Consider the following 16,188-nt stretch of genomic DNA (forward strand, 5'->3'; position numbering starts at 1 on the left):
GCCGTTGGCCGGCCCAGGCGATACCGAGGGCCGGCCAACGGCCGGCGCTACCGCTCCAGCGGCAATTCAATGTTGACCAGCTTCCAGCTCAACCCCTGCCGTTGCAGCACGAACACCACCGGTGCTCCCTGCGCGGTCTGCGTGGTCGCGGTAAACCGTGACGTCGACTCAAACCGGTGGCTGGCCCCTTCCAGTGGCCGGGCAGCCTTCGGCGGCGCATAGGCGTCATTGCTTTCCAGATCATTGCTGGCCCGCTTCCACAGCGTATGACCTTCCAGCAACGCCCCGATCCCGGTCGGGGTCACCATCGCGTCCACGGCGGTTCCGCTCAGCCGCTGTCCGGCCGTCAGCAGCAAGGCACCGACCAGATTGGACTGCACATCCGGCCCGGCACGGCGTACCACGTAGTCATCCAGCTGGGCGCGCAGGTTGGCACGCAGCATGGGGAAGTCCACGTAGCGGTCCAGTTTCGAGGTGTCGCGCTGCTCCACCGCCTGCGCCAGGCCACGCAGGGTCAGGTACGGCCCGCCGACCACGTAGGCGGCCAGCAGCACCCCCAGGGCAACCACAATCCAAAGCAGCTTCTTCATGGCGTCACCTTGCCTCAGGTCCCGTCAACCCAGCGTAGAGCCACGCCCTGCGTGGCTAACACGACCAGAACTCAAAACTCCAGATCCAACGCCGCGCAAAGATAATCCACAAACGGACCCAGCGCCGTCAGATCCTTGGCCAGGGTCTGGCGCACCTTCGGCCCGGTCATCACCGCATCCTCCAGCGGTCGCCAGAACACCCAGTTCTTGTGCTTCAGGTCGTCGATGAACTCGAAATCCGGCTCGAACCCGCGCGGGGCCCGCACCAGCATCTCGCTCTGCTCGAAATCGAACTTCTTCCGCAGCGCCGGCGCATGCGCGGCGGCCTTCCACGCCCCCGGGTTGTCGACGATGAAATGGCGGATCCTGCGCTGGGTATCCGGTTCCGGATGCCACAGCCCAGCACCAACGAAGCTCTCGCCCGGCTGCAGGTGGATGTAAAACGACGGCGCGGCCACCTGCTTGCGGCGCTCATGGAACAGGCGCGCGCCCTGCCAGCTCTTGTACGGCGATTTGTCGTTGGAGAAGCGCGCATCGCGATAGATGCGGAACAGCGAGCCGCCGACGGTCTTCGGGTCGGAACGGAAGTGCGGGCTCACCGTCGCCAGGTCCGGCTGCAGGTCGGTAATCAGGCGCAGGAACGGCTGGCGCACATGCGCCTCGTACTTGTCCTTGTGATCGTTGAACCAGGTCTTGTCGTTGTTGCGCGCCAGGCCACGCAGGAAGGTGAAGCTGGCGGGGGTGAAATAGGTACTCACAGGCTCTGCTCCAGATGATTGCCCCAGTCGGTCAGCTGCTGCAGCAGCGCCAGTCGGGTGGGTTCGGCGGCGTGCTCGGCACGCAGCGCTTCGATCTGCGCCCGGTACTGCGGCAGGGTCTGTTCGCCCAGGCCGGGTTCGCCGAGCAGGCGCTGGCGGCGGTAGTCGTTCCAGCGCTGGCGTTCGGCCGCATCCAGGGTCTCGGGGTGGTTGCGCGCGCGGTAACGGAACAGCAGCTCGGGCATGCGCGCATCGCGCAGACGGGCGGCGTAGCTGGCCAGTTCGGCGGGCGGACTGGTGCGCAGCCGCGTCATCAGTGCCTTGTCGCCGTCGGCCAGGAAGCCGTCGTACAGCGAGGCGTCCACGTCACTCGGGGCCATCTCGCGCTCGCCACCAAACACCTGGCGGACCTTTTCGGCCACGGCGGGAGCAACCGCACGGACGCGCGCGGCGGCGGCCTCCACGGCAGCCACGTCGATGCCCAGGCGCGCATGGTCGGCGGGACGCAGGTGATTCCACGCCACCAGCGCCGGCACCTTGTTCAGATGCACTTCCTTGAGCGGCACCCGCTGCTCACCTTCTGCCAGGTCTGCGGCGCGCGTGTACAGCCGCGCGGCCAGGGTCTCGGCGGGCAGGTCGAGCAGACCGTCGATGTCGCCTTCCAGATCCAGCACGATGATGCGGTTGTTGATGTAGGGATGGCGCGCCAGCGGCAGCACCGGTGCCGCACACAGGCGCGAGGCGGGGTAGCGCATGGAGATGTGCAGCACCGGCTGCGCGGCGTCCACGTCCAGCAGATTGCCGACAAAGCGCTTGTCGCGCAGCTTCAGCGCGTAGTCCCACAGGCGCGGCTGCGCCTGCTTGAAAAGGCGGGCCATGCCGATGGTGGCGTGCACGTCCGACAGCGCTTCATGCGCGTCGCCCACGCGCACGTCGTTGGCCAGGGCCAGGTGCTCGAGTTTGAACGAGGTCGCGCCGTCTTCGCGCTGCGGCCACACAATCCCGTCCGGACGCAGCGCGTGGACCAGCCGCAGCATGTCCAGCAGGTCCCAGCGCGAATTGCCGTTGCGCCATTCCCGCTCATAAGGATCGAAGAAGTTCCGGAACAGACCGTGGCGCACGAACTCGTCGTCAAAGCGCAGCGTGTTGTAGCCCAGCGTGCAGGTGCCGGGACGTGCCATCAGGTCATTGATGCGGGCGAACGCCTCAGCCTCGCTCACGCCTTCGGCCAACGCGTGTTGCGGGGTGATCCCGGTGATCAGCGTGGCGATCGGCGAGGGCAGCACATCGTCGGCCGGTTTGACGTAGAAGCTCACCGGTTCATCGATGACCTGCAGGTCGGCGTCGGTGCGGATCGCGGCGAACTGGGCGATGCGGGTGCGGCGCGGGTCCTGGCCAAAGGTTTCCAGGTCATAGAACAGGAAGCTGTCAGCCGCCATCAGTGCGCGCCCTCCAGCACCGGCAGCTGGTCGTGCACGATGCGTTCCAGCGCCGCCCAGTCAATATGCTCCAAAGTGCTGTGGCCGGCGGTGGCGTCCTCCAGGATGCGCCGCTGCAGGTTGGTGCGTTCCAGCGCCACCGCATACGGCGTGTGCAGGAAGGTCACCATGGTGTAGTGCGGGACGAAACGGGTCGGCCAACGAGCCTGCAGCTGCTGCTCCAGTTCGCGCTGCAGCTGGAAGGCCGGGTCGGCCACGCGGTCGCGCATTTCCAGGTAATTCTCCAGCGCCATCTGCTGGATCGCTTCAGCATTCGGTTTGCGCTCGGCTTCGAACACCGCGAAGGCCGCTTCCAGCGAATCCTGTTCCTGCAGGTGACGGGCCAGTGCCACGCAATCCTCGAACGCGCAGTTCATGCCCTGGCCGTGGAACGGCACCATCGCATGCGCGGCATCGCCGAGCAGCACGGCGCGGCCACCCAGGTGCCACTGACGCAGGTACAAGGTGCCGAGCAGGCCGGGCGGGTGTTCTTCCCAGTCGCTGCGCAGGTGCGGAATCAGCGGCAGCGCATCGGGGAAGTCGCGCGCGAACAGCGCCTCGGCTTCGGCCCCGGTGCGGGTGGTGGCAAAGCTGGGGTTGCCTTCGTTGGGCAGGAACAGGGTGACGGTGAAGGTGCCTTCGTCATTGGGCAGGGCGATGCACATGTACTGGCCGCGCGGCCAGATGTGCAGGGCGTTGGCCTCGATGCGGAAGCCGCCGTCTTCGGTGGGCGGAATCTCCAGTTCCTTGTACGAATGCCCGAGGAACTCGATGCGTTCATCCAGCGGATGTTTGCGGTTCATCGCCGCGCGCAGTGCCGAGCCGGCACCGTCGGCCCCGATCAGGGTGTCGAAGCGGATGTCATGCGGCTGGTCGTCGCGGTCATCGATGAAGCGCGCGTAGCCGGCCTCGAAATCCACCGTGTGCAGGCGGCGGTGGAAGTGCACCTGCGCGCCCGCGTCTTCGGCCAGTTGCAGCAGGGTGTGGTTGAGATCCTTGCGGTGGATCGACCAGATCACCTCGCTGTCGTCGCGGCCATAGCGCTGCAGCTGGGTCTCCCCGTCGCGGGTGTGCACCATGCGTCCGCGCATCATCACCGCCTTGGCCATCACCGCTTCTTCCACGCCCGCTTGACGCAGCGCGTTGCGGCCGCGCTCGGCGAGGGCCAGGTTGATCGAGCGGCCAGACTCGTAGTCGGCCACGCGCGGGTCGCCGCGGCGCTCGTACAGCGTGATGCGCCAACCCTGGCGGGACAGCAGGATGGCCAGCAGTGAGCCGGCCAGGCCGGCACCAATGATGCTCAGGGAGCGGTGTGCGTGTGCGATCAAGAGCGTTCCAGCGGGGGAGGGGGCGACTTACAGTCCGGCCCAGGATTCGACTTCCTCGACGAAGTGATGCAGGTCAAGGTAACGGTTGTACAGCGGGGTGGGTGAGATGCGGATCACGTCGGGTTCGCGCCAGTCGCCCAGCACGCCCACGGTCTGCAGGTACTCGAACACACTGCGGCCGCGTTCGCGCCCGCCGATCACCCGCAGCGACAGCTGGCAGCCGCGACGCTCCGGTTCTGCCGGCGTGATCACCTCCATCACGTTGGGCAGGCGGGCCCGCACCAGTGCATCAAGCAGGCCGGTCAGCTGCAGCGACTTGGCACGCAGCGCGCCCATGCCACCGGCGGCGTCGATGACGTCCAGTGCCGCGCGCAGCGGGGCCAGGCCCAGCACCGGTGGATTGCTCAGCTGCCAGCCTTCCGCGCCAACCGCGGGCACGAACTGCGGGGCCATCTTGAAGCGCGTGGCTTCCTCATGCCCCCACCAGCCGGCGAAGCGCGGCAGGGTGGTGTCACGGTGATGGCGTTCGTGCACGAAGGCACCGGCCACGGCACCCGGGCCGCTGTTGAGGTACTTGTAGTGGCACCACACCGCGAAATCGGGCGCGATGTCGTGCAGTTGCAGCGGCACGTTGCCGACCGAGTGGGCCAGGTCGAAGCCGACGTTGGCTCCCTGCAGGCGCGCGGCGCGGGTGATCGCATCAAGGTCGAACACCTGGCCGCTGCGGTACTGCACGCCCGGCCATAACACCAGGGCCAGACGAGGGCCGTGCTCGGCGATCGCGCGCTCGATGGCCTGCTGCGAGATTGTGCCGTTGGCTTCATCCGGCTGTACTTCGACCAGGTCGGTGTCGGGATTGAAGCCGTGAAAGCGGATCTGCGATTCCACCGCGTGGCGGTCGGTCGGGAAGGCGCCGGCTTCCATCAGGATCACCGGGCGCTGCGCGGTGGGCCGATAAAAGCTGACCATCATCAGGTGCAGGTTCACGCTCAGCGTGTTCATCGCCACCACTTCGCTGGGCAGCGCACCGACCACGCGGGCCAGCTGTTCGTTGACCAGGCGGTGATAGCGCAGCCACTGGGTATCGCCGGTGAAATGGCCTTCCACCGCCAGCGCGCCCCATTTGTCCATCACTTCCTGCACGGCCGCCTTGGCCTTGCGCGGCTGCAGGCCCAGCGAGTTGCCAACGAAGTAGGTCTGGTCGTGGTGATTGTGCTGCGGGAACACGAACTCGGCGCGCTGCGCGCGCAGCGGGTCGGCGGCATCCAGGGCGACGGCATGGGAACGGCTGAGCAGTTCGGACATGGCAATGACGATTGTCTGAGATAGCGCAGTTTAGCCCCAGACGCCCGGATCCGGAGGTGCCGCTATGGCGTTGCGGGCAACGGATCCACGTGCCCACAGGCATCGCAGGTCCGCAGGTCCAGGCTGGCCTGGTACTCGGCAAACACCTTGGGCAGGTCGGTCTCGATGTTCTCCAGGGTGAAGTACACCTCGTACAGCTTGTGGTTGCAGCGCTCGCAGAACCACATCACCCCGTCGCGCTCATGCGGCAGGCGCTTGCGCTCGACCACCAGGCCGACGCCGCCGGGCGGGCGGCGCGGCGAGTGCGGCACCCCGGCCGGCAGCAGGAAGATCTCGCCGGCGCGGATTGGGATGTCACGCACCGCGCCGTCCTCCTGCACCTTCAGGGTCATTTCCCCTTCCAGCTGATAGAACCACTCCGGGCCTTCGTCGTAGTGGAAGTCGGTGCGGCTGTTCGGGCCGCCCACCACCATCACGATGAAGTCGCCGTTCTCGATCATCTTGTTGCCGACCGGCGGCTTGAGCAGGTGCCGGTTGTCTTCGATCCAGGCGTGCAGGTTGATCGGGGAGGGCAGCATGGGGGCGTTCCTTGCAGGGGGATCAGTCGCGCTTGCCGCGACGCGGCACATGGGCGAGGGCTTTTTCGTAGGCCGGTGCCAGGTCTTCCGGTGCGCCCACGTCGATGCCCATCTCGCGCACGCGGCCGTCCTTGAGGCTGTACACCCAGCCGTGCACCATCAGCTTCTGGCCACGTGCCCAGGCGTCCTGCACGATGGTCGAGCGGCAGGCGTTGACCACCTGCTCGATCACGTTCAGTTCGCACAGGCGGGCGTGCTTGAGGTCCGGATCCTCGATCTCGTCGAGAATGGCAGCGTGCTTCTGCGCAACGTCGCTGACATGGCGCAGCCAGTTGTCGGCCAGGCCCACGCGCACGTTGTTCAAGCTGGCGTGCACGCCGCCGCAACCATAATGGCCGACGATCAGGATGTGCTTGATCTTCAGCTGGTCCACCGCGTACTGGATCACGCTCAGGCAGTTCAGGTCGGTATGCACCACCACGTTGGCGATGTTGCGGTGGACGAACACTTCACCCGGCGCCATGCCGATGATCTGGTTGGCCGGTACGCGCGAATCCGAACAGCCGATCCACAGGTATTCCGGATGCTGCTGCTTGGCCAGCTGCGCGAAAAACTCCGGGTCTTCCTTCTCGATCCGGTCGGCCCAGTCGCGGTTGTTCTGCAGCAGCTTGTGGATGTCTTTCATGAGGCGGGTATTCCTGTGGTGTCAGCCGCCAGCGGCGGCCGGATCGCGAACGTCGCGCATCCACTGCGCAAGCTCGCGGGAAGCGGGGGTGCCTTCGGCCTCGAGGGCATCAATCACCGACACCTGATTGGCGTCGGGGTGGTTCTGGCTCAGCTTGAGCTTGATCTGCACCTGCTCGGCGCGGAAGCGGAAGCCGACGATGGCGGGCAGCAGTCTGGCCTGGCGGGTATCGTCCGGCTCGAAACGCCAGTCGCTGCCGACCTGGGTTTCGTTATGCGTGCTGAGCCGGTCCAGCAGGTCGATCAGCCAGTCGCGATCGGTGATGGTTTCCAAGGTGCCGCGCAGTTCGGCGGCGGCGTAATTCCAGGTCGGCACGCGGCCTTCGCTGTCCTTGTCCGGATACCAGCCCGGCGACACGTAGCCGTGCGGACCGTGCACCAGCACCAGCGCGGGGCCGCTGTGGCGCGACTGCGGATTGGCCTTGGCCCAGTGCCCCTCGATCACGATGCCGTCGGCATCGCGGCGGTAGAGCACCGGCAGCAGGGTCACGCAGGGCAGGCCATCAGGGCCGGTGGTCACCAGGGTCACAAACGCATCGCGCGCGATCAGCCGGTCCAGCCAGACCGGGTCGTGCGCGGCGAAGGAGGACGGGGTGAACACGGTGGCCTCAGACGCTCCGGCCCAGGCTCTGCACCATGCGCCCGCGCAGGCCATCGTCGTCGGCGGCCTGCGGCGGCTGCACTTCATGCAGCGAGAAGCCGCGGATCAGCGCGTCTTCCTCATCCAGCCCGTCGAATTCGACGAACTCGGCGTCGAACAGCTGCGCGCGCGCAGTGTCCTCGCTGTCATAGCTGAGCGTGTTGCCATCGCTGTCCAGCACCTCGGCGGTGCCGGCGGGGCGCAGGCGCAGACGGGCCCAGATCAGGGTGTTGCCCAGGCTGGCCAGCCACCAGGAGTCGCGCACGGCGGAAATGTCGTTCATGTCAGTACCAGTGAAAGCAGCCAGAGCAGGGCAGCCATGCCCAGTCCAGCCAGCAAGGTGAGCAGCGACAGCCAGGCCGGCGTCGCAAGACCCGACAGCGAGCGGTCGGGTGTCTGTCGATAATCACGCTCCAGCAGCCAGCGCAGTGCCTGCGGCTGCAGGAACGCGCCGCTGCCGAAACGATCCGCCAGGGCCGGGTGGCGGTCGCGGATATGGATGAGCGTCAACGGCCAGAAGATGACGAAGGCACTGAACCCGGCGATCGCCACGCCGACGAAACACAGCGCGAAGAACAGGGTCATGGGATTGCCTCCGTCAGAACTCGGCGCTGCCCGGTGCGCGCGGGTAGGGGATGGCGTCGCGGATGTTGCCCAGCCCGCACACGTACACCACCAGGCGCTCGAAGCCCAGGCCGAAACCGGCATGCGGGACCGAGCCGTAGCGGCGGAAGTCGCGGTACCAGCCGTAATGCGCCGGATCCAGGCCGAACTGCGCCATGCGCGCATCCAGCACGTCCAGGCGCTCTTCGCGCTGGCTGCCGCCGATGATCTCGCCAATGCCCGGAGCCAGCACGTCCATCGCGGCCACGGTCTTGCCGTCGTCGTTCAGGCGCATGTAGAACGCCTTGATGTGCTCGGGGTAGTTGGTCACCACCACCGGGCGGCCGATGTGTTCCTCGGTCAGCCAGCGCTCGTGCTCGGTCTGCAGGTCCAGGCCCCATTCGACCGGGAAGTCGAACTTCTTGCCCGAGTTCTGCAGCAGCTTCACCGCCTCGGTGTAGTCGATCTGCTCGAACGGCGAGTTGATGAAGGCTTCCAGCTTGGTGATCGCGTTCTTGTCGACGCGCTCGGCCAGGAACGCCAGGTCGTCGCCACGCTCGTCCAGCACCGCGCGGAACAGGTACTTCAGGAACTGCTCGGCCAGGCGCGCGTCCTCCGCCAGGTCGGCGAAGGCGATTTCCGGCTCGATCATCCAGAACTCGGCCAGATGGCGGGTGGTGTGCGAGTTTTCGGCGCGGAAGGTCGGACCGAAGGTGTACACCTTGCTCAGCGCCAGGCAGTAGGCCTCGACGTTGAGCTGGCCGGACACGGTCAGGAAGGTTTCCTTGCCGAAGAAGTCACGGCTGAAGTCGACCTCGCCCTTGTCGTTGCGCGGCAGGTTGACCATGTCCAGGGTCGACACACGGAACATCTGCCCCGCGCCTTCGGCGTCGGAGGTGGTGATGATCGGGGTGCTGATCCAGTTGAAGCCGTTCTGGTGGAAGAAGCGGTGCACCGCCTGGGCCAGGCAGTTGCGGATGCGGGTGACCGCGCCGAACAGGTTGGTGCGCGGGCGCAGGTGCGCCACTTCACGCAGGAACTCGGCCGACATCGGCTTGGGCTGGATCGGGTAGGTCAGCGGGTCTTCGACCAGGCCGACGATCTCGATCGATTCGGCCTGGATCTCGAAGGACTGGCCCTTGCCCTGCGACTTGACCAGGGTGCCGCGCGCGATCAGCGAGCAGCCCGGGGTGAGCGCCTTGACCGCTTCAAAGTTGGACAGGGTGTCGTTGACCACCACCTGGATCGGGGCGAAGCAGGAACCGTCGGTCACATTGACGAAGGCCAGCGCCGCAGACCCGCGCACCGTGCGCACCCAGCCCCGTACTGTTGCCTCGCCGCCTTCCGGGATCTTCCCGGCAAGCGCATGTTCAACGCTGACCACCGTCATGACTTGAATCCTCTATTGATCGACTCGATCTCTGAACGGGAAGTTTAACGGTTGCAGTGTTCTGCTTGCGAGGCATTTCTGACTGGGCCGTGGACCTATAATGAGACTGTTCTGCTGGAGAAGCCTGTCATGGCCGTAAGCCTTACCCCCGTTGCCTTTGCCCGCGTGCAGAAGTTCGTCGCCCAGACCCCGGGTGCACTGGGCCTGCGCTTTGGCGTGACCCGCACCGGCTGCTCCGGCTGGGGCCACGTGACCGACCTGGCCCGCGACCAGCGCGAAGGCGACACCGTGTTCGAGCAGGACGGCGTGCGCATCTACGTCGACGCGGCCAGCCTGGACCTGGTGGATGGCACCGAAATCGACTTCGGCAAGCAGGGCCTGAGCGAGACGTTCACGTTCAAGAACCCCAACGCCACCGCTGAATGCGGCTGCGGCGAGAGCTTCACCACCGACGCCGACAAGGCCTGAGACCTCGTTCAGGTTGAGCCCGGCACCCCCGTACTTGCCCTGAACCCCCATCCGCTGCGATAATGCGCGGCTTCCTGTCCGTTTCCGGGCAGGATCCCTTGCTCCACCGCGTTCACCTGCGGGGAGCTGTCCGGCCTGAAAAGGCCACATCCGAAAGGTATACACACATGAGTCGTCATTACGAAGTCGTGTTCATGGTCCACCCGGACCAGAGCGAACAGGTCCCGGCCATGATCGAGCGCTACAAGTCGCTGGTCGAAGGCGGCAACGGCACCATCCACCGTCTGGAAGACTGGGGCCGTCGTCAGCTGGCTTACCCGATCCAGAACCTGGTCAAGGCACATTACGTGCTGATGAACATCGAAGTGGACCAGGCCGTTCTGAACGAACTGACCGAAAGCTTCAAGTTCAACGACGCCGTCCTGCGCAACCTCGTCCTGCTCCGCGACGAGGCTGACACCGAGCAGTCGCTGATCATGAAGAGCAAGGACGAGAAGGGTGACAAGCCCGAGCGTGGCGAGCGTCGTCGTCGTGACGACGAAGAAGGCGAAGCCGCCAACACCGCTGACAACGAAGCCGGCGACGACGCCGCTTCTGCCGCCTAAGGAGCACGCACATGTCCAAGTTCTTCCGTCGCCGCAAGTTCTGCAAGTTCACGGCTGAAGGTGTGAAGGAGATCGACTACAAGGATCTCAACACCCTGCGCCAGTACCTGACCGAGAACGGCAAGATCGTGCCGAGCCGCGTCACCGGTACCAAGTCGAAGTACCAGCGCCAGCTGGCAACGGCCGTCAAGCGCGCCCGTTTCCTGGCCCTGATTCCGTACACCGACAACCACGACGTCTGATGCCGGTCGGGCGGCCCTGCGCCGCCCGTTCCGCCAGCTATTCGGACAGCCATCTGCTGCGGGGCCTTCGGCCTCGCTAACGAATAACGATTTGGAGTTTCATCATGCAGCTGATCCTCATCAAGAAGGTCAAGAACCTGGGCACCCTGGGTGACCTGGTCGAAGTGAAGCCGGGCTACGGCCGTAACTTCCTGGTTCCGGGCGGCTTCGCCGTGCCGGCAACCGAAACCAACAAGGCCGAGTTCGAAGCCAAGCGCGCCGACTACGAAGCCAAGGCCAACGCCATCCACGCCGACGCTGAAGCCCGCAAGGCCAAGCTGGAAGGCGCGAGCGTGACCATCGCTGCCAACGCCTCGACCGAAGGCAAGCTGTACGGCTCGGTCGGCCCGCGCGACATCGCCGAAGCCTTCACCAAGGCCGGCCTGCCGGTGGAAAAGAGCGAAGTGATCCTGGGCGAAGGTGCCTTCCGCAACGTCGGCGAGTTCGACGTGGTGCTGGCCCTGCACGCAGACGTCGAAACCACCGTCAAGGTGATCGTGGTCGGCGAAGCCTGATCCCAGCTGAAAAGCCGGAATCGCTGAAACGGGTACCCGCAAGGGTGCCCGTTTTTGTTTGTGTCGCCGAGAGCGGCGTTTCTATCTATCCGTGCAGGGCAGGGGTCAGACACCCTCGCTCCGGGACACGCCGCAAGTACGTCCATGTAGGCTACTCCACGGCATCCATGCCGTGGAGTGTCCCTCCGGAGGGCATCTGACCCCCGCCCCTGATGGTTGATCGGTGCGCGGACGGAACGGCCACGGCACCGCATTTGATCTCCCATGGCCACCGATGGCCTGTCGTGGGGGTCGGGGTGGGCTGGAGGGGGCGTGAGCCGCATGGATGCGGCGATCGAGCTTACAGGGACGTACTTGCAGCGTCCCCCGGAACGCCCATCCCGACCCGCCAACCCAGGGAACCGTTGAGCCGAGTGCTGTTCGCCTGAATCCAGCCGCAGCCGGGCAGAGCCCGGCCCTACGGAGCGCAGGCAATCCGATAGCACCCCGGCGCAGCAGAGGCCCGGGCAACCGCAGGCCAGTGAGGTGCCGCATCCCCGGTATACTCAGGGCCATCGCGACTGCCCCGGAAAGCCAACCACGCCATGCGTCTGTCCACGATCAAGCTCTCCGGCTTCAAGTCGTTCGTTGATCCCACCACCCTGCATCTGCCCACCAACATGACCGGTGTGGTCGGGCCCAATGGCTGTGGCAAGTCCAACATCATCGACGCCGTGCGCTGGGTCATGGGCGAAAGCTCGGCCAGCCGCCTGCGTGGCGACTCGCTGACCGACGTCATTTTCTCCGGCTCGTCCGCCCGCAAACCCGTTTCCCAGGCCACTGTCGAGCTTATTTTCGACAATACCGACCACACCATTTCCGGTGAATATGCCTCGTTCAACGAGATCTCGGTCAAGCGCACGGTCAGCCGCGATGGCAGCAGCAACTATTATCTGAATGGCACCAAGTGCCGCCGGCGCGACATCACCGACCTCTTCCTCGGGACCGGCCTGGGACCGCGCAGCTATTCCATCATCGAGCAGGGCATGATCAGCCAGATCATCGAAGCCCGGCCCGAAGACCTGCGCGTCTACCTGGAAGAAGCCGCTGGCATCTCCAAGTACAAGGAACGCCGCAAGGAAACCGAAACCCGCATCCGCCACACCCGCGAGAACCTCGACCGCCTCAACGACCTGCGCGAGGAAATCGGCAAGCAGCTCGAGCACCTCAAGCGCCAGGCCCGCCAGGCCGAGCAGTACCAGGCCCTGCAGGATGAGCGCAAGGTCAAGGATGCCGAGTGGAAGGCGCTGGAGTTCCGTAACCTCGACGGTCGCCTCGGCGGCCTGCGCGAAGCCCTGTCGCAGGAAGAAACCCGCCTGCAGCAGCTCATTGCCGACCAGCGCGATGCCGAAGCCCGCATCGAAACCAGCCGCGTGCGCCGCGAAGAGGCCGCTGACGCCCTCAGCACCGCCCAGGCCGAGGTCTACCAGGTCGGCAGCACCCTGGCCCGGCTCGAGCAGCAGATCCAGCATCAGAAGGAGATGTCGCAGCGCCTGCACAAGGCGCGCGACGAAACCCAGCAGGCCCTGGCCGACCTCGGTCAGCACATCAGCGGCGACGAGGCCAAACTGATCGTGCTGCGCGAGTCGGTCGAACAGGCCGAACCCCAGTTGGAACAGCTGCAGGAAGAAAACGAGATCAAGCAGGAAGCCCTGCGCGACGCCGAAAGCCGGCTCTCCGACTGGCAGGCGCGCTGGGAAGCCCACACCCGCAGCACCTCCGAAGCCTCGCGCGCCGGCGAAGTCGAACGCACCCGCGTCGACTACCTCGACCGCCAGGTGCTGGAAGCCGACCGCCGTCGGGAAGCGCTCAGTGCAGAACGCACCGGGCTCGACCTCGACGCCCTGGCCGAAGCCTTCGAAGAAATCCAGCTTCAGCACGAAACCCAGAAGGCCGCGCTGGACGGGCTGACCGAAGCCGTCGAAGCCCGCAAGGAAGCCGTGGCTGGCCTGCAGGACCGTCAGCGCAGCGGCCAGGCCGAGCTGGCCGACATCCGCAAGCAGGCCCAGGCCGCCCGCGGCCGCCTGTCCTCACTGGAGACCCTGCAGCAGGCCGCGCTTGGCCAGGAGCAGGGCGCGGCCGTGGCCTGGCTCAAGCAGCATGGGCTCGATTCCGGTGCCCGCGTGGGTGAGCGCCTGAGCGTGGACAGCGGCTGGGAAAACGCCGTGGAAAGCGCGCTGGGGCAGCTGATTGAAGGCGTGCTGGTCGACGCCCCCGAACAGCTGGTCGGTGCACTGGCCGAACTCGGCGAGGGTCGCATCGCCCTGGTCAGTGCCGAGCAGGAGCCGCTGGACGTCGCGCCGACCTCGCTGGCCGCCAAGGTGCAGGGGCCGACCGCCATCCGCCGCCTGCTGGCCCGGCTGCACGCCGCCGAAGACCTCGAGCAGGCGCGCGCGCTGCAGGCCACGCTGGCCGACGGCGATTCCGTCATCACCCGTGGGGGAGAGCGCCTGGGTGAGGGCTGGGTGCGCGTGTCGCGCTCCGGTGCCGCCAAGCAGGGTGCCCTGCTGCGCGAGCGCGAGATCGTCACCCTGCGCGAACAGATCGACGCCCTGCAGGAACGCGAAGCCGCGCTGGAAGAACAGCTGGCCACGTTCCGTGACCAGCTGCTGGCCGGCGAACAGCAGCGCGAAGACGCGCAGCGCCAGCTGTACCTGGCCCATCGCAGCGTGTCCGAACTCGGCGGCCAGCTGCAGAGCCAGCAGGGCAAGGTCGAGGCGGCGCGTACCCGCATCGACCGCATTGAAGGTGAACTGGCCCAGCTGATCGAAACCCTCGACAGCGGTCGCGAACAGGTCCGCGAGGCCCGCGCCCGCCTGGACGACGCGGTCACCAGCATGGGCGACCTCGAATCCGTGCGTCAGGCGCTGGAAGGTGAGCGTCGCCAGCTCAGCGACGCGCGCGACCAGGCCCGCGAAGCCGCGCGCACCGTGCGCGAGCGCTCGCATGCCCTGGCGCTCACCCTGGAATCGCAGCGTGCCCAGCTCACCTCGCTGGGCCAGGCGTTGGAACGCATGAGCACCCAGCGCGGCCAGCTCGATTCGCGCCTGGGCGAGCTGCACGCGCAGCTCGACGAGGGCGATTCGCCGGTGCAGTCGCTGGAAGCCGAGCACCAGAACGCGCTGGGCGAGCGTGTCCGCGCCGATCGCGTGCTGGGCGAAGCGCGCACCCTGCTGGAAGGCATCGACGCGGAACTGCGCACCTTCGAGCAGACCCGCCATCAGCGTGATGAGCAGGCGCTGGCGCAGCGTGAGCGCATCTCCCAGCGCAAACTGGATCAGCAGGCGCTGGTGCTCAGTGCCGAACAGCTCACCGCCTCGGTGGAAAAGGCCGGCTTCGTGCTGCAGGACGTGATCAACACGTTGCCCGAAGACGCGCGCATCAATGACTGGGAACAGGCCGTGCACCAGATCGACGGTCGCATGCGCCGCCTGGAGCCGGTCAATCTGGCCGCCATCCAGGAGTACGGTGAAGCCTCGCAGCGCTCGGACTATCTGGACGCGCAGAACACCGACCTGTGCACCGCGTTGGAAACCCTCGAGGACGCCATCCGCAAGATCGACCGCGAAACCCGCGGCCGCTTTAAGGACACCTTCGACCGGGTCAACGCCGGCGTGCAGCAGCTGTACCCGCGTCTGTTCGGTGGCGGCCATGCCTATCTGGAACTCACGGGTGAAGACCTGCTCGACACCGGTGTTGCGATCATGGCGCGCCCGCCGGGCAAGCGCGTGTCGAGCATCTCGCTGCTGTCCGGTGGTGAGAAGGCGATGACCGCGGTGGCGCTGGTGTTTGCGATCTTCCAGCTCAATCCGGCACCGTTCTGTCTGCTGGACGAAGTCGACGCGCCGCTGGACGAAGCCAACGTCGGTCGACTCGCCAACATGGTCAAGGAGATGAGCGAAAAGGTGCAGTTCCTGTTCGTGAGCCACAACAAGGCGACCATGGAGGCAGCCCACCAGCTGTCGGGCGTCACCATGCGCGAACCGGGCGTCAGTCGACTGGTCAGCGTGGACCTGGAAGAAGCGGCACGATTGGCGGGCGCGGCCTGACGTGCCATGCTTACCTGAACGTATTTAGCTGGAGACCCTTCAAATGTCCGACGTGGCACTGCTCAGAATCGGCATTCTTGTAGCCGGCGTGCTCCTGGTCGCGGCCATCTTCCTGTTTGGCCGTCCGAAGAAGAAGGTGCAGGGCCGTCGTGTCGAGGGGAATGACAGCGGCTCCGGCCAGCGCCGCGAGCCGTTGCTGGGCGATCAGCCCGGCGCTGCGGGCGAGGCGGGGCTCGACGGGGAAGAGGGGATCACCCAGGCCGAGCTCGGCCTGCCGGACGTGGATGCCACCCCGGCCAGTGACCTCGGCAAGCGCGCCACGCAGGACTTCGACAAGATCGTCTCGCTGTTTGTCGCGGCGCGCGCCGGCGAGAAGCTGCGCGGTGAGGACATCGTGGTGGCGGCCGAGAAGACCGGCCTGGTGTTCGGCCACATGAACGTGTTCCATCGCCTGGTGGAAGGGCATCCCGAGCGTGGCCCAATTTTCTCGATGGCCAACATCATGAAGCCGGGCAGCTTCGACATGGCCAACATCCGCGAGATGGAGACGCCGGCGATTGCCTTCTTCCTGACCCTGCCGGCCCCGCTGACCGCGCTGGATGCCTGGGAAAAGATGCTGCCGACGGTGCAGCGCATGGGCGAGCTGCTCAATGGCGAGGTGCTGGACGACAGCCGGGCGACGCTGGGTCGTCAGCGTATTGCGCATATCCGGGATGAGCTGCGGGCGTATGACCGTCAGCATCAAGCGCCGCCGCTTACGAAAGCGCCGCGCTGGTAATAGCTGGGCGATGCAGCATTGCGTGGGCCGGCCAACGGC

General features: G+C 66.2%; 17 protein-coding genes. 6 read left to right on the forward strand and 11 right to left on the reverse strand.

The features are described 5' to 3' along the window. Positions 1–47: 47 nt before the first annotated feature. The 11 genes from QMX83_RS13945 to asnS all read right to left on the reverse strand — a co-directional run bounded on the left by QMX83_RS13945 (position 48) and on the right by asnS (position 9,414). Positions 48–590 (reverse strand): DUF2939 domain-containing protein, encoded by a 543-nt coding sequence (locus QMX83_RS13945; protein ID WP_282297245.1) that lies wholly within the window; start codon positions 588–590, stop codon positions 48–50. Positions 591–661: 71 nt separating this feature from the next. After that, entirely contained in the window at positions 662–1,348 is a 687-nt protein-coding gene (locus QMX83_RS13950; RefSeq protein WP_282297246.1) for a DUF2461 domain-containing protein, read from the reverse strand. After that, positions 1,345–2,787, reverse strand: a complete 1,443-nt coding sequence (gene sbcB, locus QMX83_RS13955; RefSeq protein WP_282297247.1) for an exodeoxyribonuclease I — start codon at positions 2,785–2,787, stop codon at positions 1,345–1,347. Before sbcB ends, QMX83_RS13950 begins: the two co-directional genes overlap by 4 nt. After that, positions 2,787–4,154: an NAD(P)/FAD-dependent oxidoreductase gene (locus QMX83_RS13960; protein WP_282297248.1), complete on the reverse strand. Its 1,368-nt coding sequence runs from the start codon at positions 4,152–4,154 to the stop codon at positions 2,787–2,789. Before QMX83_RS13960 ends, sbcB begins: the two co-directional genes overlap by 1 nt. 27 nt (positions 4,155–4,181) lie before the next feature. Continuing rightward, positions 4,182–5,459, reverse strand: a complete 1,278-nt coding sequence (gene kynU, locus QMX83_RS13965) for a kynureninase (RefSeq protein WP_282297249.1) — start codon at positions 5,457–5,459, stop codon at positions 4,182–4,184. A 62-nt stretch (positions 5,460–5,521) separates the two neighbouring features. Continuing rightward, positions 5,522–6,037, reverse strand: coding sequence for a 3-hydroxyanthranilate 3,4-dioxygenase (locus tag QMX83_RS13970; RefSeq protein ID WP_282297250.1), 516 nt, complete (start codon positions 6,035–6,037; stop codon positions 5,522–5,524). A gap of 22 nt (positions 6,038–6,059) precedes the next feature. After that, a complete protein-coding gene (gene can, locus QMX83_RS13975; protein ID WP_282297251.1) occupies positions 6,060–6,722 on the reverse strand; it encodes a carbonate dehydratase in 663 nt (220 codons plus the stop codon). Positions 6,723–6,743: 21 nt separating this feature from the next. Next, a complete protein-coding gene (locus QMX83_RS13980; protein ID WP_282297252.1) occupies positions 6,744–7,382 on the reverse strand; it encodes an FMN-binding negative transcriptional regulator in 639 nt (212 codons plus the stop codon). A 7-nt stretch (positions 7,383–7,389) separates the two neighbouring features. Continuing rightward, complete coding sequence (locus QMX83_RS13985; protein ID WP_282297253.1) at positions 7,390–7,704, reverse strand: hypothetical protein; 315 nt, start codon at positions 7,702–7,704, stop codon at positions 7,390–7,392. Beyond that, positions 7,701–8,006, reverse strand: coding sequence for a hypothetical protein (locus QMX83_RS13990; RefSeq protein WP_125360284.1), 306 nt, complete (start codon positions 8,004–8,006; stop codon positions 7,701–7,703). The genes QMX83_RS13985 and QMX83_RS13990 overlap by 4 nt, the downstream gene beginning before the upstream one ends. A gap of 13 nt (positions 8,007–8,019) precedes the next feature. Next, the gene (gene asnS / locus QMX83_RS13995; protein ID WP_282297254.1) at positions 8,020–9,414 is read right to left on the reverse strand and encodes an asparagine--tRNA ligase; all 1,395 of its coding nucleotides are present in this window, start codon (positions 9,412–9,414) and stop codon (positions 8,020–8,022) included. Positions 9,415–9,543: 129 nt separating this feature from the next. Between asnS and QMX83_RS14000 the strand changes: the two genes are divergently transcribed. The 6 genes from QMX83_RS14000 to zipA all read left to right on the forward strand — a co-directional run bounded on the left by QMX83_RS14000 (position 9,544) and on the right by zipA (position 16,149). Continuing rightward, positions 9,544–9,882, forward strand: a complete 339-nt coding sequence (locus QMX83_RS14000; RefSeq protein ID WP_282297255.1) for an iron-sulfur cluster assembly accessory protein — start codon at positions 9,544–9,546, stop codon at positions 9,880–9,882. Between the two features lie 167 nt (positions 9,883–10,049). Next, positions 10,050–10,487, forward strand: a complete 438-nt coding sequence (rpsF, locus tag QMX83_RS14005; protein ID WP_282297256.1) for a 30S ribosomal protein S6 — start codon at positions 10,050–10,052, stop codon at positions 10,485–10,487. A gap of 11 nt (positions 10,488–10,498) precedes the next feature. After that, positions 10,499–10,729, forward strand: coding sequence for a 30S ribosomal protein S18 (gene rpsR / locus QMX83_RS14010; protein WP_002804494.1), 231 nt, complete (start codon positions 10,499–10,501; stop codon positions 10,727–10,729). Positions 10,730–10,833: 104 nt separating this feature from the next. Continuing rightward, positions 10,834–11,283, forward strand: coding sequence for a 50S ribosomal protein L9 (rplI, locus tag QMX83_RS14015; RefSeq protein WP_282297257.1), 450 nt, complete (start codon positions 10,834–10,836; stop codon positions 11,281–11,283). 584 nt (positions 11,284–11,867) lie between these two features. After that, positions 11,868–15,371, forward strand: coding sequence for a chromosome segregation protein SMC (smc, locus tag QMX83_RS14020; protein WP_282297258.1), 3,504 nt, complete (start codon positions 11,868–11,870; stop codon positions 15,369–15,371). A 43-nt stretch (positions 15,372–15,414) separates the two neighbouring features. Continuing rightward, complete coding sequence (gene zipA / locus QMX83_RS14025; RefSeq protein WP_282297259.1) at positions 15,415–16,149, forward strand: cell division protein ZipA; 735 nt, start codon at positions 15,415–15,417, stop codon at positions 16,147–16,149. Positions 16,150–16,188 lie beyond the last annotated feature (39 nt).

It is taken from the genome of Stenotrophomonas sp. PS02289 (assembly GCF_029960115.1).
Classification (GTDB): Bacteria; Pseudomonadota; Gammaproteobacteria; order Xanthomonadales; family Xanthomonadaceae; genus Stenotrophomonas.